Annotated in this window: 23 protein-coding genes; 17 read left to right on the plus strand and 6 right to left on the minus strand. The window is 71.8% G+C overall.

The annotated features are described in order from the left end of the window. Positions 1-54: 54 nt before the first annotated feature. The 3 genes from IO39_RS50985 to IO39_RS54825 all read left to right on the plus strand — a co-directional run bounded on the left by IO39_RS50985 (position 55) and on the right by IO39_RS54825 (position 3,302). Positions 55-1,455, plus strand: coding sequence for a family 43 glycosylhydrolase (locus tag IO39_RS50985; RefSeq protein WP_052423401.1), 1,401 nt, complete (start codon positions 55-57; stop codon positions 1,453-1,455). Between the two features lie 285 nt (positions 1,456-1,740). After that, positions 1,741-3,087, plus strand: a complete 1,347-nt coding sequence (locus IO39_RS26525; protein ID WP_211267175.1) for an RICIN domain-containing protein — start codon at positions 1,741-1,743, stop codon at positions 3,085-3,087. A gap of 62 nt (positions 3,088-3,149) precedes the next feature. Continuing rightward, positions 3,150-3,302 (plus strand): hypothetical protein, encoded by a 153-nt coding sequence (locus tag IO39_RS54825; RefSeq protein WP_157548934.1) that lies wholly within the window; start codon positions 3,150-3,152, stop codon positions 3,300-3,302. A 147-nt stretch (positions 3,303-3,449) separates the two neighbouring features. Here IO39_RS54825 and IO39_RS26530 read toward each other — a convergent pair whose 3' ends face one another. After that, positions 3,450-3,878, minus strand: a complete 429-nt coding sequence (locus tag IO39_RS26530; RefSeq protein WP_043628455.1) for a MarR family winged helix-turn-helix transcriptional regulator — start codon at positions 3,876-3,878, stop codon at positions 3,450-3,452. 161 nt (positions 3,879-4,039) lie between these two features. On the opposite strand from IO39_RS26530, the gene IO39_RS26535 reads away from it, so the two are divergent. After that, a complete protein-coding gene (locus IO39_RS26535; RefSeq protein ID WP_211267176.1) occupies positions 4,040-4,927 on the plus strand; it encodes an MBL fold metallo-hydrolase in 888 nt (295 codons plus the stop codon). A 38-nt stretch (positions 4,928-4,965) separates the two neighbouring features. On the opposite strand, the gene IO39_RS26540 is transcribed toward IO39_RS26535, so the two are convergent. Next, the gene (locus tag IO39_RS26540; RefSeq protein ID WP_043628456.1) at positions 4,966-6,189 is read right to left on the minus strand and encodes a cytochrome P450; all 1,224 of its coding nucleotides are present in this window, start codon (positions 6,187-6,189) and stop codon (positions 4,966-4,968) included. 271 nt (positions 6,190-6,460) lie between these two features. Between IO39_RS26540 and IO39_RS26545 the strand changes: the two genes are divergently transcribed. Next, positions 6,461-7,657, plus strand: coding sequence for an NAD(P)/FAD-dependent oxidoreductase (locus IO39_RS26545; RefSeq protein WP_043628458.1), 1,197 nt, complete (start codon positions 6,461-6,463; stop codon positions 7,655-7,657). Between the two features lie 18 nt (positions 7,658-7,675). Then, positions 7,676-8,629, plus strand: a complete 954-nt coding sequence (locus IO39_RS26550; RefSeq protein ID WP_169789119.1) for a sigma-70 family RNA polymerase sigma factor — start codon at positions 7,676-7,678, stop codon at positions 8,627-8,629. 486 nt (positions 8,630-9,115) lie between these two features. Here the strand turns inward: IO39_RS26550 and IO39_RS26555 are convergent, their stop codons facing one another. After that, positions 9,116-9,751 (minus strand): CGNR zinc finger domain-containing protein, encoded by a 636-nt coding sequence (locus IO39_RS26555; protein WP_245642252.1) that lies wholly within the window; start codon positions 9,749-9,751, stop codon positions 9,116-9,118. 84 nt (positions 9,752-9,835) lie between these two features. On the opposite strand from IO39_RS26555, the gene IO39_RS26560 reads away from it, so the two are divergent. The 6 genes from IO39_RS26560 (at position 9,836) to IO39_RS26585 (ending at position 12,482) form a co-directional block, all read left to right on the plus strand. Then, positions 9,836-10,171, plus strand: a complete 336-nt coding sequence (locus tag IO39_RS26560; protein WP_043628463.1) for a VOC family protein — start codon at positions 9,836-9,838, stop codon at positions 10,169-10,171. Positions 10,172-10,223: 52 nt separating this feature from the next. Next, complete coding sequence (locus IO39_RS26565) at positions 10,224-10,655, plus strand: SRPBCC family protein (RefSeq protein ID WP_043628465.1); 432 nt, start codon at positions 10,224-10,226, stop codon at positions 10,653-10,655. 302 nt (positions 10,656-10,957) lie between these two features. Beyond that, complete coding sequence (locus tag IO39_RS26570; RefSeq protein WP_052423402.1) at positions 10,958-11,425, plus strand: four-helix bundle copper-binding protein; 468 nt, start codon at positions 10,958-10,960, stop codon at positions 11,423-11,425. A gap of 203 nt (positions 11,426-11,628) precedes the next feature. Continuing rightward, entirely contained in the window at positions 11,629-11,826 is a 198-nt protein-coding gene (locus IO39_RS26575; RefSeq protein ID WP_043628467.1) for a hypothetical protein, read from the plus strand. Between the two features lie 27 nt (positions 11,827-11,853). Continuing rightward, positions 11,854-12,222, plus strand: a complete 369-nt coding sequence (locus IO39_RS26580; protein ID WP_043628469.1) for a DUF1622 domain-containing protein — start codon at positions 11,854-11,856, stop codon at positions 12,220-12,222. Between the two features lie 65 nt (positions 12,223-12,287). Then, complete coding sequence (locus IO39_RS26585; protein ID WP_043628471.1) at positions 12,288-12,482, plus strand: hypothetical protein; 195 nt, start codon at positions 12,288-12,290, stop codon at positions 12,480-12,482. A gap of 227 nt (positions 12,483-12,709) precedes the next feature. On the opposite strand, the gene IO39_RS26590 is transcribed toward IO39_RS26585, so the two are convergent. Next, entirely contained in the window at positions 12,710-13,651 is a 942-nt protein-coding gene (locus tag IO39_RS26590) for an RNA polymerase sigma-70 factor (RefSeq protein ID WP_043628548.1), read from the minus strand. Positions 13,652-13,977: 326 nt separating this feature from the next. Here IO39_RS26590 and IO39_RS26595 point away from each other — a divergent pair, with 326 nt between their 5' ends. From IO39_RS26595 to IO39_RS26615, 5 genes are all read left to right on the plus strand, one after another. After that, positions 13,978-15,123 (plus strand): FAD-dependent oxidoreductase, encoded by a 1,146-nt coding sequence (locus tag IO39_RS26595; protein WP_043628474.1) that lies wholly within the window; start codon positions 13,978-13,980, stop codon positions 15,121-15,123. A 14-nt stretch (positions 15,124-15,137) separates the two neighbouring features. Beyond that, positions 15,138-16,154 carry an NAD-dependent epimerase/dehydratase family protein gene (locus tag IO39_RS26600; RefSeq protein ID WP_043628550.1) on the plus strand — a complete coding sequence of 339 codons (1,017 nt, stop codon included), beginning with the start codon at positions 15,138-15,140 and terminating at the stop codon, positions 16,152-16,154. A gap of 43 nt (positions 16,155-16,197) precedes the next feature. Next, a complete protein-coding gene (locus IO39_RS26605) occupies positions 16,198-16,806 on the plus strand; it encodes a TetR/AcrR family transcriptional regulator (protein ID WP_043628552.1) in 609 nt (202 codons plus the stop codon). A gap of 131 nt (positions 16,807-16,937) precedes the next feature. After that, on the plus strand, positions 16,938-17,156 hold the full coding sequence (locus IO39_RS26610; protein ID WP_043628475.1) for a hypothetical protein: 219 nt from the start codon (positions 16,938-16,940) through the stop codon (positions 17,154-17,156). Continuing rightward, on the plus strand, positions 17,153-18,403 hold the full coding sequence (locus IO39_RS26615) for an MFS transporter (RefSeq protein ID WP_043628477.1): 1,251 nt from the start codon (positions 17,153-17,155) through the stop codon (positions 18,401-18,403). The genes IO39_RS26610 and IO39_RS26615 overlap by 4 nt, the downstream gene beginning before the upstream one ends. A 121-nt stretch (positions 18,404-18,524) precedes the next feature. On the opposite strand, the gene IO39_RS26620 is transcribed toward IO39_RS26615, so the two are convergent. Continuing rightward, complete coding sequence (locus tag IO39_RS26620) at positions 18,525-20,144, minus strand: CocE/NonD family hydrolase (protein WP_043628479.1); 1,620 nt, start codon at positions 20,142-20,144, stop codon at positions 18,525-18,527. Between the two features lie 206 nt (positions 20,145-20,350). Beyond that, on the minus strand, positions 20,351-21,205 hold the full coding sequence (locus IO39_RS26625; protein ID WP_043628481.1) for a polysaccharide deacetylase family protein: 855 nt from the start codon (positions 21,203-21,205) through the stop codon (positions 20,351-20,353). Between the last annotated feature and the right edge of the window lie 7 nt (positions 21,206-21,212).

Below are 21,212 nucleotides of genomic sequence, written 5' to 3' on the forward strand. Positions count from 1 at the left end.
TCTCCAACCAAGGCTAAGAGCGCTAACGTCGTTGGCGCTCGGAAAGAGGCACGCATGACGGTGAGCAGAGGGGCGGCCGCCACGGCCGCGCTCGTTCTGGCCTGCTTCGACCTGGGGGCCACGGCCGCTCCGGCGCTGGCGGCGACGCTGCCGACCGGCGCCCGGTCCTTGGAGTCGGTCAACTACCCCGGCCGATATGTCCGGCACGCCGACGCGCTCGGCCGCCTCGACCCGGTCACCTCGGCCGCCGCGCCCCAAACCAAGCTCGACGCGACCTTCACGATCGTCAACGGCCTGGCCACGCCCTCCTGCTACTCCTTCCAGACCAAGGACGGACGATTTCTGCGGCACCGCGACTGGCGGCTGCGTGTGGACGCCAACACCGGCGACGCGGCATTCCGGGCCGACGCCACGTACTGCGCCGTCGACGATCCCGTCGCCGGATCGACGTCGCTGATCTCCTACAACCATCCGAGCCGGCGGATCAGGCACCGCGACTTCGAGCTCTGGCTGGACCCGTACCAGGACACCGCGGCCTTCCGCGCGGACAGCTCGTTCCGGATCACCGCGCCGTGGGCACCCAAGACGAACCGGAACCCGGTGATTCCCGGCCTGTTCGCCGACCCGCACGTCACCGCGATCAACGGCCGCTACTACCTGTACGCGACGACCGACGGCTACACGGGCTGGCGCGGCACGTACTACAAGGCGTTCTCCTCCCCCGACCTGGTGACCTGGACCGACCACGGCGTTGTCCTGGACCACGGCCCCGACGTGTCCTGGGCGGACGACTCGGCCTGGGCCCCGGCGATCGCGGCGGCCAATGGCCGCTACTACCTGTACTTCAGCGGCGGCGCCGCCACGGGAAACACCGCCAAGCAGCTTGGCGTCGCGGTCTCCGACTCGCCGATGGGCCCGTTCCGGGACGCGCTCGGACGGCCGCTCATCGCCGCCGGCCAGTACTCCGGCCAGGCGATCGATCCCATGGTCTTCACCGACGACGACGGCCGCTCCTACCTCTACTGGGGGCAGGGCGTCGCCCGCGTCGTGCCGCTGAACGGCGACATGACCTCCTTCAACCCTTCGCACGTGCGGACGATCACCCCATCGGGCTACAACGAAGCACCGTTCGTGTTCAAACGCGGCGGAATCTACTACTTCATGTGGTCGGAGAACGACACCCGTAGCGAGGACTACCGAGTGGCGTATGCGACCGGGTCGAGCCCGCTGGGACCGTGGACCAAGCGGGGCGTGGTGCTGCAGAAGCGGCTGGAGGCCGGAATCAAGGGCACCGGACACCATTCGGTCGTCCGCGTGCCCGGCACCGACACGTGGTACATCGCCTACCACCGCTTCGCCGTGCCGGCGGGGAACGGGACCAACAGGGAGGTGGCCGTCGACCGGATGGAGTTCGCCGCGGACGGAACCATCCGTCCGATCGCGCCGGCCCTCTGAGCCGGCGGCATCGACCGGCACAGCATCGACCGGCACGGCATGGACCGGCACAGCATCGACCGGCACGATGTCTGCAAGTGAGGTTGGACCATGGATTCAGTTCTAGTGATTGGACATGTCATGACACTGTTCACGGCGTCGGATGGTCACGTATCCGGACCGTCGCGGAGCACCTGGTCGTTACGCCGGTTGCTGACCTCCCTCGTGGTGACCGCGCTCACCGCGGCGGCAGGCCTCGTCGTCTCCGCGGCGCCGGCCCATGCCGCCACCAGCCAATTCCGAGGCATGAACTGGGCCGTGCTGGGTGACAACTTCAGCACCGGCACGCTCGTCCTGCACGGCCTGAGCCAGTCCGACAGCAACGCGACAGTACGGGCCAAGGCCAACGCCCTCTACGACGACATGGCCTCCACCATGGGCGTCAACACCGTCCGGCTGCCCATCAACACGCACACAGTGGCCAACACGACCTGGTGGAACGCCTACCGCGGCGCCATTGACGCCGCCACCGCCCGTGGATTCAAGGTCATCCTCGCGTATTGGGAGGACGGCGCCGCCTCCGGCGGCAGGATCACGAACCTCGCCGCCTGGAACACGATGTGGTCCAGCGTGACCAACACGTACGGCTCGAACAGCAACGTCTACTTCGAGCCGATGAACGAGCCGCACGGCTACAGCTCGGCCGAGTGGCGTGACGTCGCCGCCGAGTGGCTCGGCCACCACTACTCGGCTCCGGCGAACCGGGTGCTCATCGGTGGCACCGGCTACAGCCAGGACCTGCGGGACATCTGCAACGACAGCCGCTTCAACTCGACGCTGCTGTCCTTCCACCACTACGCCTTCTTCTACAGCGCGATGAGCTACGACGCCTTCCGAAGCCACATTCAGACGCGGCTGGGCAACTGCGCCTCCCGCGCGGTCGCGACCGAGTTCGGCGCGCCGATGTCCACCGGCCTCGACTACGGCGACGCGAACAGCACCGACAACTTCGTGCGCCACATCCGCGCCATGGCCCAGGTCATGCGGGACAACCAGATGGGCGGCACCTACTGGCCGGCCATCGGCGGCAAGCCGGGCGACATCGGCTACGACTGGTACTCGATGTACGCCCTGAGCGGCAGCGGCACCGACCTCAACCTGACCGTCCGCAACACCTCCGGCGCCGACCGGATCCGGTACGCCTGGGGGGACACGATCGGCCCCACCCCTCCGCCGGCCTTCTACAGGATCACCGTGCGCCACAGCGGCAAGGCCATGGACGTCCAGCAACCGAACACCGACAACGGTGCGCGCGTCGGCCAGTACACCTACAACGGCAACGCGTGGCAGCAATGGCAGTTCCAGGACGCCGGCAGCGGCTACTGGCGCATCATCAGCCGCCACAGCGGAAAGTGCCTCGACGTGGTGAGCGCTTCCACCGCCGACGGTGCCGAGCTCATTCAATACACCTGCGGCACCGGCACCAACCAGCAGTTCCAGCTGGTCGCGGGCGGCAGTCACTTCCAGCTCCGGGCACGACACAGCAGCAAGTGCGTGGACGTGCCGTCCGCATCGACCGCGGACGGCGTGATCCTCAAGCAGTACACGTGCAACACCGGCGCCAACCAGCAGTGGTCGCGCACGGCCGTCTGACGCTCGTCTCGACGTGACCGACCGCCCGCCTGAAGGGCAGCTGGCCGCTGCGCTTGGTAAGCGTGAGCACCCCGCGCACCCTGGGCATCGCGCCCAGCGGCACCAAGGGCGCGGCCGTAGCCCAGCCGCCGCAGCGGCGAGTCGAGATCGCGGATGTTCTGCAGGTCGGTCCCGGGCAGCGGCTCGCCCTGGGTGAACGCGTCCGCTGGCCGTGATCGTCCTGGTGCGTACGTTCCTCAGCTTCTCCCCCGAAGTGGAACCCGAAGGCCGCCGGCCCTGGCAGGCGCCGGCCGGCGGACCCGGGACCCGGGCGGGGGCGCGCGGACCTGAGCGGGGAGCCGGCCAAGTGTGCCGGCGTCGGCTCATTTGCCGATGATGGCCTGTTCGAGCAGGTCCTGAAGGGCGCGCTGCTGCTGCGGGGTGAGGCCGGCCAGCGGTGAGTCCTGGACGAGGAGCTCAAGGAGCCGCTCGCGCAGGGCGTTGCCCTCCGGGGTGAGGACGAGGTGCTTGGCGCGGCGGTCGGTCGGGTGCGCGCGCCGCTCGATCAGGCCCTGTTTTTCGAGCTTGTCGACGATGAAGGTGGCGTTGGAGGGCTCGCAGCTCATGCGTTCGGCGAGCTCTCGCATGGTCATCGGCCCGGTCATCTCCCGCAGCGCGGTCGCCTGGGCCGGGGTGAGGCCCAGGGTGACCGCGCGCACGCGTACGTGGTCGGCGATCTGCTGGGCCAGCCCGTTCACCAGGCCGCACAGCTCCCGCTCGGCGACGGCCTGCGGCTCCGGGGACGTGGTCATGCGTCCCATCCTAGCAAGTCCATCAAGCGAGCATATTCCAGACTTGACTATTTCAAGCAAGAATATTTCAAGCTTGCTTACTTCAAGCTTGATGCTTATGGTGGCCTGGTCGCCGGCGACGGGCGCGGCGACGACCTGACCCGAAAGAAGGGAACGCGACCATGGCGAACTCCACGGTTGACCAGGACGAGCGGCTGCGGCGGCCCGGGCGGATCCGCTCGATGTCGCTGGGCGGCACGAGGGTGTCCTTCGTGCCGGACGGAGCCATCCAGGGCAGGCCGCGCAGCTGGCTGCCGGACACCACCGAGGAGACCTGGGCCGCCCACCCGCAGTACCTGGACGCCTCCGGCCACCTCGTGGCCAGCATCGGTGGTCTCCTGGTGGAGCACGGCGACCGCGCACTGCTGATCGACGCGGGGTGGGGGCCGGTGTCGCTGCCGGCCGAGCCGGGACAGCCCAACGGCGCCGTTCACGGGGGCGCGCTGCTGGACAGCCTGGCCGAGCTCGGCCGCGAACCGGCAGAGATCGAGGCGGTGGCCTTCACCCACCTGCACATCGACCACCTCGGCTGGGCCTGGCATGCCGCCCCGGGCGGTGACCGGCCCGCGTTCACCCGGGCCGAGTATCTGGTGGCCGAACCGGAATGGGCCCGGCGCGACCTGCTCGCGCAGGGCATCACCGAGGAGGAGGCCGCCGCGCTGGCACCGCGCGTGCGTACGGTGGCGGACGGGCAGGAGATCTTCCCCGGCGTGCGGGTCCAGGTCACCGGTGGTCACACCGCCGGGCACACGCAGTACGTCATCACCGGGGGCGGCACCCGGTTGATCGCCTTCGGCGACTCCCTGCACGCGCCGATCCAGGTGGACCATCCCGAATGGTCCTGCCTGTACGACCACGACCCTGTCCGGTCCGCCGAGCATCGCCGGCGTCTCGTCGCCGACCTGGAAGAGCCGGACACGATCGGCTTCGGCATCCACTTCGCCGACGCGGTCTTCGGGCAGGTCCGCCGGGACGGCGCCGGCCCCGCCTGGCGCCCCCTGGACGTCTGACCCGCCACGAGATCGACCCCGGCCATCACCCGGCTCCCCTACCAGGTGACCGGGAGTTCGTGCACGCCGTAGATGACGGCGTCGGTCTTGAACGGCAGGTCCTCGACCGGCGCGGCGAGCCGCAGGGTGGGGATGCGGCGGAACAGGGTGTCGAAGACGATCTGCAGCTCCAGCCGGGCCAGGTTCTGGCCGAGGCACTGGTGCGGGCCGAAGCCGAAGGCGAGGTGGTGGCGGGCCCCGCGCTCGACGTCCAGGACGTGCGGGTCCTCGAACGCCGCCGGGTCCCAGTCGGCCGACAGGGCCGAGACGACGACGCCCTCGCCGGCCTTGATCCTGGCCCCGCCGATCTCCACGTCCTGCGTGGCCACCCGGGAGGTGACCCCGTCGGCGATCGTGAAGTAGCGCAGCAGCTCCTCCACGGCAAGGGGCGTCGTGTCCGGGTCGGCCGTGACCAGGGCGAGTTGCTCCGGGTGGGTGAGCAGCCCGACCACGCCGAGGGAGATCATGTTCGCCGTGGTCTCGTGCCCCGCGGTGAGCAGCAGGAAGGCGAGGCTGACCAGGCCCGCATGGTCGAGGACGCCCTCCTGGCGCTGCCGGAGGATCTGCCGGCCGAACAGGTCGTCGCCGGGCTCGGCCTCCTTGCGGCTGATCAGGTCGTCGATGTAGGCGCGCAGTTCGGCGAAGGCACGCTGCCGCTCCTCCTGCGAGGTCCGGCTCACCATCATGCCGGTGCGGCTCTGGAAGAAGTCGTGGTCGGCGTACGGGACGCCGAGCAGCTCGCAGATCACCAGGGAGGGCACCGGCAGGGACAGCGCCTGCACCAGGTCGACCGGCCGCCGCTCGGCGGCGAGCATGCCGTCGACGAAACGGTCGACGATGTCCTGGATGCGCGGGCGCAGCACGGCCAGGCGCTTGACGGTGAACTCGCCGATCACCGCACGCCGGACCGCGGCGTGTTCCGCGCCGTCCATGCCGATCATCAGCTGCGGCTGGGCGCGGACCTGCCGCAGGGTCGCCGCGTCGAGGTTGAAGAGGGGGAAGCCGTCCTTGCGCCGGTCGGAGGAGAAGCGGGGGTCGGCGAGGACGGCCCGGGCCTGCTCGTGCCCGGCCACCCACCACGCCTCGCCGCCGCTGGCCAGGCGGACCTTGCTGACCGGCGCCTGCTCGCGCAGGTGCTCGTAGGCGGCGGGCGGGGCGAACGGGCAGCCCCGCTCGACCGGCAGCTCCAGCCCGGCGGGGTCGACGGCGACGTTCTCTGTCATGAATGACCTCCTGATCAGTGGATCCGTTCCGCGGCCCGTCCGGTCGCCGCCCGCGGACGGTTCCGCTGTGCCCGTGGTCGGCTCGCTGCCCGCGCTCATGTCCGGCTCCCGCCTGCTCGCTCCCGGCTCCTGCTCTGTGCACCAGACGCCGGTCGGCCGGATTGTGTGACACCCGTGATCAGTGGCGCACGTCACACGGCGCTCCTGTCAGGAATCGCGGCGCTGTTCCGCTCAACTCACCGGAAGCCAAGTGAAGCGACAGGAGCGACACATGAAGCACCGCATCGTCGTCCTCGGCGCCGGCTACGCCGGGGCCTACGTGGCCGGGAACCTGGCCCGCCGGCTGTCCGCGGCGGATGTGCGGATCACCGTGGTCAACGCCGTGCCGGACTTCGTCGAGCGGCTGCGGTTGCACCAGCTGGCGGCCGGCCGGACTGTCCAGGCCCAGCGGCTTGAGGACGTCTTCGCGGGCACGGGGATACGGCTGCGCGTGGCCCGGATCACCGGCGTCGACCCCGGGCGCCGGGTCGTCACCGTGGCCGACGCCGGGGGCGGTGGCGAGCTCGGCTACGACACCCTGGTCTACGCGCTCGGCAGCCACGGTGACGTCGACAGCGTGCCCGGTGTGGCCGAGCACGCCTTCGACGTCGCCGCCCGGCCCTCGGCGCTGCGGCTGCGGGAGCGTCTGGACAGCCTGGGCGGGCGGGGCGGCGGGAGCGTGGTGGTCGTCGGCGACGGGCTGACCGGCATCGAGACCGCCACCGAGATCGCCGAGGCCCGGCCCGGCCTGTCGGTGACGCTCATCGCCCGCGGCGAGCTGGGCGCCCGGCTCTCCGCCGGAGCCCGCGGCCACCTGCGCCGGGCCTGCGACCGGCTCGGCGTCACCGTCCTGGAGCACATCAGTGTCGAGGCCGTCGAGGCGACCCGGGCGCTGTTCGACGACGGCACCGCCCTGGCCTCCGACGCGACCGTGTGGACGGCCGGGTTCGCGGTCAGCCCCATCGCCACCGCCGAAGGGCTGGAGGTCACCGAGCACGGCCGGATCGTCGTCGACCGCACCATGCGGTCGGTCTCGCACCCGAACGTCTACGCCGCCGGTGACAGCGCCCACGCCATCGGCGACAACGGCCGGCCGCTGCCGATGTCGTGCGCTTCGGCCGGCTACACCGGCGGGCAGGCGATCCACGCGATCGTGGGACGCCTGACCGGCGGCAAGGTCGCGAAGACCCGGCTGGTCTACTCCTACAACCACATCAGCCTGGGGCGGCGGGACGGGATCCTGCAACCGGTCGACGACGAAGGGCGGGCGAAGCCGACGTACGTGGGCGGGCGGAAGGCCGCCCGGGTCAAGGCGGGCATTCTCCGGATGTCGCTGTGGGCCAACTCGCACCCGACCTTCGGCGTGCCCAAGCGCAGGCGCCGCCTGGCCGCCGCGCCCGGTGTGCCCGCCGGCACGGTGATGGCGTAGCGGTCCGGGGTGGTTCACGTGGACAGCGCCGCCGCTGATCGGTTCGACGCCGAGCGGTTCGAGGCCGGCCGGAACCGGCTGGCCTCGCTGGCGTACCGGCTGCTGGGCTCCGCCGCCGACGCCGAAGACGTCGTGCAGGACGCGTTCCTGCACTGGCAGGCCGCCGACCGGCGGCGGATCAAGGTGCCGGAGGCCTGGCTGACCAGGATCGTCACCAACCTGTGCCTCGACCGGCTCCGCTCGGCGCAGGCCCGCCGTGAACGCACCACCGGCGCCTGGCTGCCCGAACCGCTGCTCGACGGCGATCCGGTGCTCGGCCCGGCCGGCACCGTCGAGCAGCGCGAGTCGGTCTCCCTGGCCGTGCTGATGCTCATGGAGCGCCTGTCCCCCGCCGAGCGGGCCGTCTACCTCCTGCGTGAGGCGTTCTCCTACAGCCACGCCGAGATCGCCGGGATGCTCGGCATCAGCGAGTCCGCGAGCCAGCAACACCTTCACCGGGCCCGGCGGCGGGTCACCGCCGCGCGCCGCCGCGGTGGCGAGGTCGACCCGGCGTCCGCCCGCAGGATCGTCGAGGAGTTTCTCGCCGCCGCCTTCTCCGGCCGCACCGAACGGCTGGTGGCGCTGCTCACCGACGACGCGACCGCCGTCTCCGACGGGGCCGGCCTGACCGGGACACTGCTGCGGTACGACACTCCGCAGCGGATCGCCGCCGTCGTACGGGCCGGATTCACGCCCACGCCCGCGAAACGGCGGTTCGCCGGCGGCACGCCGGCCGTCCACTACGCGCTCGTCAACGGCGGCCCCGCCATCCTGTTCGTGGTCGGCGACCGGGTCGCCGGCATCGTGACGTTCGACCTCGCCGGCGGCCGGATCGCGACCGTGCGAGGTGTCGCCGCGCCGTCCCGCCTGGCCCGCCTCGCCGAGACCTGGCGGCGGCACGAGCCGGGACCACCGCTCGTCGCCGAGTGGTGATCCGGCGCCGAGCCGCGGTCGGGGGCGGAGAAGGCGGGGACTGGCATGAGCGAAGAGCAGCGCGTCGTCGCTGGGGCGACGAGCTGGTCAAGCTGCTACCACGGCTTCCGCGGGAACCTGACGGAGCTGCGGTCATCGCGGGCAGGCGCGTCCCGGCAGCTCGCGGCCGTCGCCGGGGCGCACCGCATCCCGCCCCGGCCTTCGTCCCCGGGCTGGTGGCCGCAGAGACTCAGCCGGTCCTCGACCGGCTCTTGGGGCGCCGCCGCTCTCCCGCCAGGGGCAGGCGTGGCCCTACGCGGGCCGTACGTGGTGACTCCCGAAGTGGGGAACGTGACGCTGCAGATGAGCGGCGGTGAGTGGCGTGCGCAACAGCCGGCACGCCGGCGCCGAGCCGCACGCCTGCAGTGTGCGGGATGGGCCGCCTTCGCCATCGCCCCGGGACGCAGAAGATGCTTTTCGTGGCCGGCTTTCGTGGCCGGGCGCAGGTCATCGACTGCCGAATCGGCCCGCGGCCGAGGGCGCGGTGGACTTGCGCTGGTGCGAGGCGCGGGCCTTGGCGCGGTTCCCGCAAAGGTCCATGGAACACCAGGTACGGCGGCGGTTGCGGGAGTGGTCGTAGTAGGCCCAGCGGCAGCTGGGCTCCCGGCACGCCTTCAGCCGCGTCCACGTGCCGTCCGCCACGGCCTCGGCCACGACGGCGAGCAGCCTGGCCAGGGCCGCCTCCACCGGCATCCGCGCGAGCGGGGTCAACCGGGGCGGGGAGACCGTCACGTCGAGCATGAGCGGCAAGTCACGGGTGAGGTCGGCGAGATCGTCGCGCGCGGCGGGGTCGAGGCCGTCCGGGCGAGGGCTGGCGACCGGCTCGGCGTTGTTGTCGGCGATCAGCGCGCGTAGTCCCTCGCGGATCCGCGCGGCACGCTCGCGCTGCCCGGCGGTGATCTCCGTGCCGGCCGGCAGCAGGCCGTGGGCGTGCAGCCACGTCGCCAGCTGTGGCGGGGTGGCGATGTCGTCGCCGTCTCGTCGGCGGGTGTTGACGAATTCCTCGATCACCCGCAACGGCATCGGGGCCGTCCCGGCCTCGATGTTGTCCGGTCCGGGTTCGCTCCCACGTTCGTCCGTCACATTTCTCACCCTACCCGGCCATCGGTGATGGTAGGTTACCTAACCGACGTAAGCGGTACGTCAGTTAGATAGAGAGGAACGCTGGTGAGCATCAGCATCGGCAACATCTGCATCGACACGAACGACCTGGCCGGAAGCACCGCCTTCTGGCAGGCGGTCACCGGGTATCAGGTCGCGTCCTCCGACGAGGGCACCACCTACTTGGAGGACGCGAACAAGAGCGGCGTCGGCCTGTCCCTGCAGGCCGTGCCCGAAGGCCGGGAGGGCAAGAACCGGCTGCACCTGGACCTGTTCACCGGCGACCTGGCCGGCGAGGTCGACCGGATCCGGGCCCTCGGCGCAGGCGAAGTGCAGCGCTTCGACGGTTGGGTGGTGCTGGCCGATCCGGAGGGCAACCAGTTCTGCGTCGTCGCCGCATAGCCGCACCCGGCCAGGCGGGACGCCGGTTTCCACCACCACGGAAGAGACGGACATGACCTCCGTACACAAAGAGATCATCATCGATACCGAGCCAGCGGCCGTCTGGGCGATCATCGGCGACTTCGCTGGCGGGCCCGTCAGGATGGCGCCGGGCTTCGTCACCGCCAGCCGGCTCGACGAACCGGACCTCAGGGTCGTCACGTTCGCCGACGGAACCGTGCTGCGGGAGCGTCTCATCGCGCTCGACGACGAGCTGCGCCGGCTCGTCTTCTCGATCGTCGGCGGCACCATGCGGCCGGCACACGACAACGCCTCGATGCAGGTCTTCCCGCATGGGGACGGCCGCAGCCGCTTCGTCTGGATTCACGACGTGCGACCGGACGACCTCGCCGGCCCGATCGGCGCCGGCATGGAGCACGGCTTGAGCGTCTTCAAGCAGACGGTCGAGCCTTCCAGCGGTCGGCTCGGCCAGGTCACGCGATAGCTGGTCGCGGTCCTCCCCGTGAGGACCGCGACCAGCCGCACCACCACATGTGGCAGCACAGGCCGGTCTCATGTCGAGGCCGAAGCCTTCACCCTGCGGTTACCAGGCCCCCGCCGGCCGCACGGGCAACGGTCCGCAGCGGGGCCGGCACGCCCGTGCCGACGCGGAGGAGAGGAGGGGCCGGAGTCGCCGGACCCCGGCCTCGCGAACCGCGATGGCGAATCGCACCGCCCGGCATGGAATAGCCCCCGCCAGGAGGGTAAGCGGGGCAGTGACACCGGCAAGCCGGCAAGGAGACCGACATGAGTTACACGCAGCAGATGCTGGACGCCTACCCGGCCGACATCAACCTCGACCGCAAGCAGCTGGCCGCCGTCATCGACGCCCTGACCGCGTGCGCGCAGACCTGCACCGCGTGCGCCGACGCCTGCCTGTCCGAGCCGGCCGAGCAGTTGCCGATGCTGACCCGCTGCATCCGCGACGACCTCGACTGCGCGGACATCTGCACGACCACGGCGGCGGTGCTGTCCCGGCACACCGGCTACGACGCCAACCTCACCCGCGCCCAGGTCCAGGCCGCGCTCCAGGCCACCAAGACCTGCGCCGACTCCTGCGGCGAGCACGCCGACCGGCACGAGCACTGCCGCATCTGCGCCCAGGCCTGCCGGCAGGCCCACCAGGCGCTCGACGCCCTGCTGCCCGCCCTGCAGCCCGCGGCGGGAACGGGCTCGCCCACCCGGGCCGCCCCGCAGCAGTCCGCCCGCCCCTGATCCGCAGGGTGCCCGGCATCGTGAGAGCCCTGGACGACTTTGCACGATGCAGTACGTTGCCGCGGACGGTTCGTCAGCCCTGCGCCGTCACCCCGAGGGATAAGGAGCCGGGCGCGCCGACGGCACCCCGGCTTACGGGTGCAATCCTGGCGTCGGGCGGCAGGTCGCCGGATGGGGCAGGCAGGAGGGGGTAGCGGTCCGGTATGAGCACTCCTGATGAGAACGCGCCCAAGACCGGCACCGAGCCTCTGCTGGAAGCCGTACGAGAGGACCAGGAAGACGGCGATCAGCCGCGGACGTCGCTCGGCGACGCGCTGCGCGAGGCCCTGGACGCGTCGGACCGCACGAAGGAGGAGATCACGGGAACGCCCGACGGCAGTGACAGCGCCGAGGAGCAGTGAGAGCACACCACGGTCGAAGGACTCACGGTGGATCTGAAACCTGTCATCGAGCTGGTCGGCGAGGCGATCGACGTGGCGGGCGTGGCCGCCATCGTGGTGGGGACGGTGGTGGCGACGTGCCAGTTCGGCCATCGGCTGCTGGTCCGGCGCCCGCCCTACGACGCCTACCAGAGATACCGCAAAGGGCTCGGCCGGGCGATCCTGCTGGGGCTGGAGTTCCTCGTGGCCGCCGACATCATCCGTACGGTCGCCATCTCGCCCACCTTCGCCGGCGTCGGGGTGCTGGCCGTGATCGTCCTGGTGCGCACGTTCCTCAGCTTCTCTCTTGAGGTGGAGCTGGAAGGCCGCTGGCCCTGGCAGGCATCGGCCGAGCGGACGCGGAACCCGGGCGGGTGAGCAGGGCTCCGGTCGTGTTCGTCAACGGGTGGCAGCGAATGTCGGCCCTGAGAGGGTGATGGGCGATGCGGAGACTCTCCGTCGCGCTGGCCGCCGTCATAATGGCTGTCGCCGCGTGCGCCGTGGACGAGCAGCCGCGGCCGGTGGAGAACGGCAAGTCCGTCGAGCTGGCGATGGTGGACGCGCAGGGCACCATCTATGTCCTGGTTCCCGTGCACATCCGTCAGCGCGGCCACGACGGCAGCATGCCGTCCCGGTGAGAGCTGAGCGAGAAGCGGCGCACCGGGCTCTGGTCACGATGATCCGGCTCGTGCCCGCACCGCTGTGGCGCAAGGGCATCGCGGCCGGCGGCAACGCCACCTGACGGTGGCGGCCACCGCGCCTGCCGGGGCCGGCCGCCCGCTCCTGATCGGACGCGGGCCGGAACCTGGGGTGCGCTCCGATCCGTGCCGGGTCCTGCTCACCAGGTGACCGCAAGAGCGCAGGATCATTTCAGGGTGAGCGGGGTCTCGGAGGCGATGCGGGTCAGCTTCCTGGGGTTGCGGACGTAGTAGAGGCCGGTGATGCGGGTGTCCTCGACCCGGGCCGCGATGACGCCGTCGATCTCGCCGTCCAGGCGGAGCAGGAGCGCCGGGTTGCCGTTGACGACGGTGGGCTCGCCGGTCAGCGCGACCCGGACCTTGCCGAGGCCGCTGACGATCATGCGGGCCACCTTGTCGGCGCCGCTGATCGGCCGCGGCGCGGCCTGCTTGACGCCACCGCCGTCGCTCACCAGGACGACCTCGGGGGCGAGCACGTCGAGCAGGCCCTGCAGGTCCCTGGTCTCGAGCGCGCGCCGGAACGACTCCAGGACCACCCGGGCCTGGCCCGGGGTGACCACTTCGCGGGGCCGCCGGGCCTCGACGTGCCGGCGGGCCCGGTGCGCGATCTGGCGCACGGTCGCCGGGGTCTTGCCGACGGCGGCCGCGATCTCCTCGTAGCGGATGTCGAAGACCTCGCGCAGCACGAAGACGGCGCGCTCGGTCGGTGACAGCGTCTCCAGGACGAGCATCAGCGCCATCGACACGCTCTCGGCGAGCTCGACGTCCTCGGCGACGTCCGGCGCGGTGAGCAGCGGCTCGGGCAGCCAGGAGCCGACGTACGCCTCCCTGCGGCGCTTCATGGCGCGCAGCCGGTCGAGCGCGCGCCGGGTGGCGATGCGGACCAGGTAGGCGCGCTGGTCGGACACCTGCCCCAGGTCGACCTTGACCCATCGCAGCCAGGTCTCCTGCAGGACGTCCTCGGCGTCGGCCGCCGAGCCGAGCATCTCGTAGGCGACGGTGAACAGCAGGTTGCGGTGGGCCAGGAACGCCTCCGTCGCCGGGTCCGTCCGGCCGCCGCCGTCCGGCGGCGCGGCTGTGCCCGTCGTCGCGTCGCTGCGTTCGTTCATGTCCGGCTCCTGCCTGTTCACCCGTGAATCCTGCTCCATGCACAAGGCGCCGGCGACCGCCGTGGTGTGACACCCCTGCCCGGTGACACCCGTCACATGACCGCACTGTCGTAAAGCCGGGGGCGCCGGCGCCGCATGGTCGTCAGGACGCCGCGCGGCGCACCACTCCCCCAGGCGATCGCCTCCGGCCCCGTGACGCGGTGACCCGAGGCGTGGCCACCATCGCCAGGGGCCCGGAACGTGGAAGCCGGGTTCGGCGTCTCGCTTGAAAACAAATTTACAATCTGTTTTTATAGACACATACACGAGAGAAGGAGGGCTCGGACATGCGGGCCATCATCATCGGAGCGGGAATCGCCGGGCTCGCCGCGGCGCTGCGGCTGCGCCAGGCCGGCTGGGAGACCTTGGTGGTCGAGCGCGCCCCGCGGCGTCGCGGTGGCGGCTACGGTGTGACGTTCGGCGGCATCGGCCACGACGGGGCCGAGCGGATGGGCGTCCTGGGCGAGCTGAAGCGGCGCGCGTTCGTGACGCGCGAGCTGGTCTACCGCAAGCCCGGCGGCGAGCGCCGCTTCGCGCTCAGCGGCGAGACGATCGCCGCCACCATGGGCAGGAAGTCGTTCAACATCCTGCGCGGCGACATCGAGGCGGTGCTGTACGAGGCCGTCGAGGGGCACACGACGATCCGGTTCGGCACCACGATCACCGCCGTCGAGCAGGACGCGGACACCGTGCGCGTCACCCTCGCCGACGGCGCCACCGAGCACGCCGACCTGCTCATCGGCGCCGACGGGCTGCACTCCGCGACGCGGGCCCTGGTGTTCGGGCCGGAAGAGGACTACCGGCTGGACCTGGGGCACCGGGTGGCGGTCTACATGATGAAGGAGCGGCCGGAGGGTCTGCCCGCGGGGACGACCGGCTCGATCAGCTCGCGCGGGCGTACGTTCGCGATGATGAGCGTCGGCGACGGCCGCACGGCCGCCTTCTTCGGCTACCGCACCGACGGCGGACGGGCTCAAGCGTCGCTGGCGGAGCTGCCCGAGATCTACGGCGACATGGGCTGGCTGGTCCCCCAGGCGCTGGAGGGATTGAAGACAGCCGAGTCGGTCTACTTCGACGGCATCAGCCAGATGGTGGTCGACCGGTGGAGCAAGGGCCGCGTCGTGCTGCTCGGCGACGCCGCCTGGTGCGTGACGCTGTTCGCCGGATACGGCTCCTCGCTGGCCGTCGGCGGCGCCGACCGGCTCGGCGCCGCGCTGGAGCGCCACGGCGACGACGTCCTGGCCGCGCTGGCGGAGTGGGAGGCCGAGCTGCGGCCGGAGGCGGAGAAGAAGCAGCAGCTCGGCCGCCGCGTCAAGGGCGTCTACGCCCCGCGCAACCCGCTGGTGCTGGAGCTGACCCAGCTTCCGCTGCGGCTGTCGTCGTGGGGGCCGGTGCGCCGGATGGTCGAGCGCAAGTTCCAGCTGGCGGGCTGAGAGGGATGACGACGATGCGCGTACTGATCATGGGCGGCACCCACCACGTCGGCCGGGCGCTGGTGGAGGTCGCGCTGCGGCGCGGCGACACCGTCACCACGCTCAACCGCGGGCTCTCGCGCCCGCCGGCGCCCGGCGTGGAAGCGCTGGTCGCCGATCGCACCGACCCCGATGCGGTACGGCGGGCGCTGGCCGGGCGTTCCTGGGACGCGGTGATCGACACCTGGGCGTGGGCGCCGAGCGTGGTCCGGGACAGCGCCCGGCTGCTGGCCGGCCGGGCCGGGCACTACGGCTACGTCTCCAGCCGCGGCGTGTACGCCTGGCCCTGGCCGGCCGGAGCCGGCGAGAACGCGCCGCTCGTGGCCGGCGACCCCGGCAGCCAGGACGGCGGCGACTACGCCGCGGCCAAGCGCGGCGGCGAGCTGGCCGTGCTGGAGGCGTTCGGCGAGCGCGCCCTGCTGGCCAGGGCGGGCATGATCCTCGGCCCGTACGAGGACGTCGGCCGCATCCCGTGGTGGCTGCGGCGCCTCGAACGCGGCGGGCCCGTGCTCGCCCCGGGACCGGCCGGCGCGGCCCTGCAGTACATCGACGCGATCGACCTGGCGGCCTGGATGCTGGCGGCGGCCGAACGCGGCATCGGCGGGGCGTTCAACGTCGCGGGGCCGGCCGGGCACACCACGATCGGCGAGTTGCTGCACACGGCGTCGCAGGTGATCGGATCAGACGCCGAGCTGGTGTGGGCGCCCGCGGAGCTGCTGGAGCGGGAGAACTTCCCGCTCGGCATGGAGTTCGGGCTGCGCTACCCCGGCGATCCGCGCCCGACGGGCATCCACGACGCCGACGTCTCCGCCGCGCTGGCGGCCGGGCTCACCCTCCGGCCCCTTGCCGAGACCCTGGCCGGCACCTGGGCCTGGCTGCGGCGCGAAGGCGATCCCGCCCCCCGCCCGGACACCCCGTCCCCGGCCCAGTGGTTCGACCCGGCTCACGAGCAGCGCGTCCTGAACCTGGCGCGGTCCCACCGCGCGACGTGAAAACATCTGATCGACCTGATTCGACCCTCGGAAGGTGCACCTCATGCCTCCCGCCTTCTCTGCCGCGGAGAAGACGCGCATCACGCGGCTGCTCCTGGACAACGGCCTGCGGTTGTTCACCACCCAGGGCCTGCGCAAGACCTCCCTGGAGGACCTGGTCACCGGGACCGGGATCGCCAAGAGCACCTTCTACGTCTTCTTCGACTCCAAGGAGGCGCTCTATCTGGAGCTGATGCTCGCCCAGATGGCCGAGGTCAAGAGCAGAGTGATCGACGGGGCGCTGCGCAAGGAGCCCGGCACCGGCGCCGGGCTGCGCGCCTTCCTGCACGCCACGCTGGCCGAGCTCGACGGCAACCCCCTCTACGGCCGGTTGATGACCCACCCCGAGGAGATGGAGGCCGTGGTCAGGAAGCTGGATCCCGAGCGGGTGACCTCCGCCCCGGACAACCCGGTCACCGCGCTGGCGGCCTACCTGACCGAGCACGCCGACGACCTCGCCGGTGACGACCCGGAGGTGATCGTCGGCGTGCTGCAGGCCGTCCTCATGATGCCGCTGCACCGGGACCGGCTGGCCCGGCCCGACCTGTACCCGAAGATCATCGACCGCCTCATCGACATCGTCGCCACCGGCCTCACCCGGGCGGACCGGTAACGCGCTTCGCCTCCGGCGACGCCCCTGCCGGCGGGGTCGCCCCGGCCTCGACCGGCCGCACGTCCAGTGCGAACAGCCGGGCGACGTCGCCGCCTCCATGAATAGATGGAATATCGCATATGAGGCGAAGTGTGGCGACACTTCCGGCCCTCGGCGGCTGGAGCTTGGAGGACATGGTGGGATTCGCCGACGACCACCTGATACCGCCGGCCGATGAGGAGCGGGGCGACAGCGCCTACCTGCAGGAGCGCGCCGATCACCCCGGCGTGACCGTGCGGGACGGCGGCCCCGCCGACCATGCCGCCGCCCGCGGCACGAAGCTTGAGGCGACCGCGGGCGGTGCCGGGTGAGCACCGGCACGGCCGCGCCGGTGCGGCTGGGCCTGGCCGAGAACCGGCCGCAGTTCACGCTGCTGGTCGTCGTGAACGTGTGCGTGGGCGGCCTGGTCGGGCTGGAGCGCACCACCGTGCCGCTGATCGGCGCCGAGGTGTTCGGGCTGACCAGCGACCTGGCGGTGTTCTCCTTCATCATCGCCTTCGGCGTGACCAAGGCGGCCACCAACCTCGCCGCCGGGGCGCTGACCGCGCGCTTCACCCGCAAGCGGCTCCTGCTGGCCGGGTGGCTGATCGGCACGCCGGTGCCGTTCATGCTGGCGTGGGGGCCGTCGTGGTGGTGGATCGTGGCGGCCAACCTGCTGCTCGGCCTCAACCAGGGCCTGACCTGGTCGATGACCGTCAACATGAAGATCGACCTGGTCGGCCCGGCCCGCCGCGGCCTGGCCACCGGCCTGAACGAGGCCGCCGGCTACACCGCGGTCGGCGTCACCGCGCTGCTGACCGGCTACCTGGCCACCGCCTACGGGCTGCGCCCGGCGCCCGAGCTGATCGGCGTGGTCTTCGTCGCCGCCGGGCTGGCGTTGTCGCTGGTCGTGCGCGACACCGCCGCGCACGTGGCGCTGGAACTGGCCCAGCATCCCCAGCCGCTGCCCGGCGGCGAGCACCCTGGGCTGGCCGCCACGTTCGCGCGCACCTCCTGGCGGGAGCGCTCGCTGCGCGGCGCCAGCCAGGCCGGCCTGGTCAACAACCTCAACGACGGCCTGACCTGGGGCGTCTTCCCGCTGCTGTTCACCGACCACGGGCTCGGCCTGGCCGCCGTCGGCCTGATCAAGGGCCTGTATCCGATCCTGTGGGGCCTGGGCCAGATCCCCACCGGGCATCTGGCCGACCGCCTCGGCCGCAAGCCCCTCATCGTGTCCGGCATGCTGGTGCAGGCCGGTGGGTTCGTCCTCGCCCTGGCCCTGCTGGAGTGGCCGCTGCCGGCCGGGGTCCTGTCCGCCGTGGCGCTCGGCATCGGCACCGCGATGGTCTATCCTGCGCTGATCGCCTCCGTCTCCGACCACGCCCACCCCGCCTGGCGGGTGGGCGCCCTGGGCACCTACCGGTTCTGGCGCGACATCGGCTACGCCGCCGGCGCCCTGCTCGCCGGCCTGCTGGCCGACGCCTTAGGCCTGGAGGCCACCGTCATCGCCGCCGCCGCGCTCACCGCCGCCTCCGGCCTGCTCGCCGCCTGGTGGATCACCGAACACTCCTCCCGCTGAGCCGGGCGATGCCGCCGGGTGGAGGCCGTCGTCGCCTGGCTGGACGCGGGCCGGCCCGGCCCCGACCGGCCGCCGACCGCATCGCAGCGGCCGGCCGTACGCGGAGCTGATGCCCTCCCCGTCAGCAGACCGGCAGGATGAGGGCGGAGGGCCGGCTGGGGTCGTGGTGGATCTGCTGGTCGGCCGCGCGCATCGCGCTCGCGGTGGCGGGCGGCTCGCCGGTGCCGGGGTTGCGGTCCCAGCGCGGGTAGGCCGCGCTGGCGATCTGGACCCGGATGCGGTGGCCGCGCCTGAACCGGTGGGCCACGGGGGCCAGCTCGATCTCGGCCATCCCGTCGATCGGCCGGTCGGCGGCGAACCGGCGCAGCGCGTCGGAGACATGCGTGATCGCGCCCGAGGGCGCCATGTCGCTGACGCGCACGTAGAAGTCGGTGTGCGCCAGGCTGGAGGTCACGTGCAGCTCGGCGGCGGGGACGCCGATGACCTCCAGATCGGCCGGCAACGGCGCGCCGGTGTAGGTCAGGACGTCCGCACGCCCGGCCAGCACGCTCTCCCCGGTCTTGCGCGAGATGCCGATCATGCGGGACATCCCGGCCACCGCCGGGGTCGGGTCGGCGGGGTCGAAGCGGTAGCGGCCCGGCGCGGAGCCGGCCGGCGGCTCGTCTCCCAGGCCGCCGTTCGCGTGCAGGTGGACGCGGTGCGGTCGCACCTCGGCGGGCGGGTAGGCCGGCAGGTCGCGCCACTCCCCGGCGCCCGTGACGTAGATGCGCACCGGCGCCTCGCGCAGCCCGTCCCGGTCCTTCAGCAGGTGGGCGCGGAGCCAGGTGAGGCTCTCCCGCAGGGCCGTCATCGACAGCTCGGCGTCCCAGTGCCGCCACGGCCCGATGGTGAGGTACGGCTCGCGCCCGGCCTCGCGCAGCGCCCGGTAATCGCGGACCAGGCCGGGCAGCGCGAAGTCGTCCCATCCGCTGACCAGGTGGTTGGGGGCGGTCACCGCCGGCACCGCCCGGCTGTGGTCGCCGGGCGACCACCACGGGTCGCCGGCGTCGGGATGCGCGAGCCAGTCCCGCCAGTGCGGGGCCACGGCGCCGATGGCGATGGCGTCGGCCCCGGCGAGCGGGAGGAGGCGAGCGGCCCGCGCCCGCCTCCTGCCGCCCAACGCCACCGTGGACAGGTAGACGGGGAGCGGCTTCTCCTGGCCGGCGACCATGCTGATCCAGCCGAGGAAGAGCTCAAGAGCCAGCGCGCCGCCCGGGTAGACCAGGTCGTAGGCGTTGGACCCGATCAGCGAGGTGCTCATGGCCCGCAGCTCGGGCCCGGCGCCGGCGGCGATCGCCCATTGCGTGTAGCCGTTGTAGCTCTGTCCCAGAGTGCCCAGTTCTCCGGTGAACCACGGCTGGCGGCGCAGCCACTCCAGGACGGCCAGGCCGTCGTCGCGCTCGGAGACGAACGGAGTGAGCTTCCCTCCGGATCCGCAGGTCCCCCGGCCGCTGACGACCAGGACGTGGAAGCCGCGTTCGGCGACCAGGCGGCTGACCATGGCGCCCTTGGTCCTGTCGGTGTAGACCGAGCGGATCAGCACGGTCGGCCGATCGCCGAGCCCTTGGGGGGCGTAGTGGTCGGCCAGCAGCACGACGCCGTCCGGCATCGGGACGCGCAGGTCCTTCTCGATGGTCACGTTCTCGGTCTCGGCCGGCGCGAGTTTCGCCCGGCGTGCCAGCACCCTGGCGGCGATGCTCATGACAGATGCCCCTTTCTCGCACAGAAGCACGGCGTCCGTCCGCGAGCCGCACTACGGCCCGCGTCCGTCCCGCGCGTCGCGGTCCCGATCCGGGCCCGTGCTGTCAGACCACCCTCGGCTGACCGCATGGACAGCATATTAACCATTTGGTCAGCCGCAAGGGCGGGGGATCGTCACGGTTCTTCCGCAGGGGCGAGGTCCTGCTGTCAGCTGAGCGTGCTCGCGTAGTGCTCGGCGATCTCATCGCTGGTCGTCAGCCACACGCCTTCGTGGCCGGCGATGTACGCGAGCGCCTCGTCGAGGTATCTGGCGCGGAAGGCCTGCCCGATGACGAACGGGTGCAGCGCCAGCGCCATGACGCGCCCGCTGTCGGCGGACTCGGCGTACAACTGGTCGAACTGGTCTTTGACCATCTGCGCGAAGTCGGCGCCGCTCATGCCGTGCATGGTGAAGATGCCCAGGTCGTTGAGTTCGAGCGAATACGGCACGCTCAGCATCCCGGGCACGTTGAGCCGGTAGGGCTGGTCGTCGTTGGTCCAGTCCAGCACATAGCTCAGACCGAGCTCGGCCAGCAGGGACGGCGTCTGGAACGTCTCGCTGAGCGCCGGGCCCAGCCAGCCGCGCGGCCGCCGCCCGGTGGCCTTCTCGATGGTCTCGACCACGTCGGCGAGGTAGGCGCGCTCGTCGTCGACGTCGCTCTGCAGGGTGGAGTTGTTCTTGCCGTGGGCCAGCCACGCCCAGTCGCGGGCGTTGCCGGCTTCGACGATCTGGGGGTAGTGCTCGCACACGTCGGCGTTGAGCAGCACGCTCGCGCGGATCCGGTGCCGATCCAGCACATCCATCACCCGCCAGATGGCCACCCGCGGCCCGTAGTCGCGCCAGCCGTAGTTCAGCGGGTCCGGCACCAGCCCGGCGGTCGCCTCGTTCAGGCTGGTGGAGGGCCGGTCAATGGTGAAGTGCTCGACGTTCAGCCCGACGTAGAAGGCGACCCGGGCGCCGCCCGGCCAGGTGATCGGTTCCCGGCCGACGATGGGGCTGTAGTCGTACAGGGGGTTTTCCATCGTGTTC

The sequence above is a fragment of the Nonomuraea candida genome (genome assembly GCF_000725485.1).
In the GTDB taxonomy this organism is placed as follows: domain Bacteria; phylum Actinomycetota; class Actinomycetes; order Streptosporangiales; family Streptosporangiaceae; genus Nonomuraea; species Nonomuraea candida.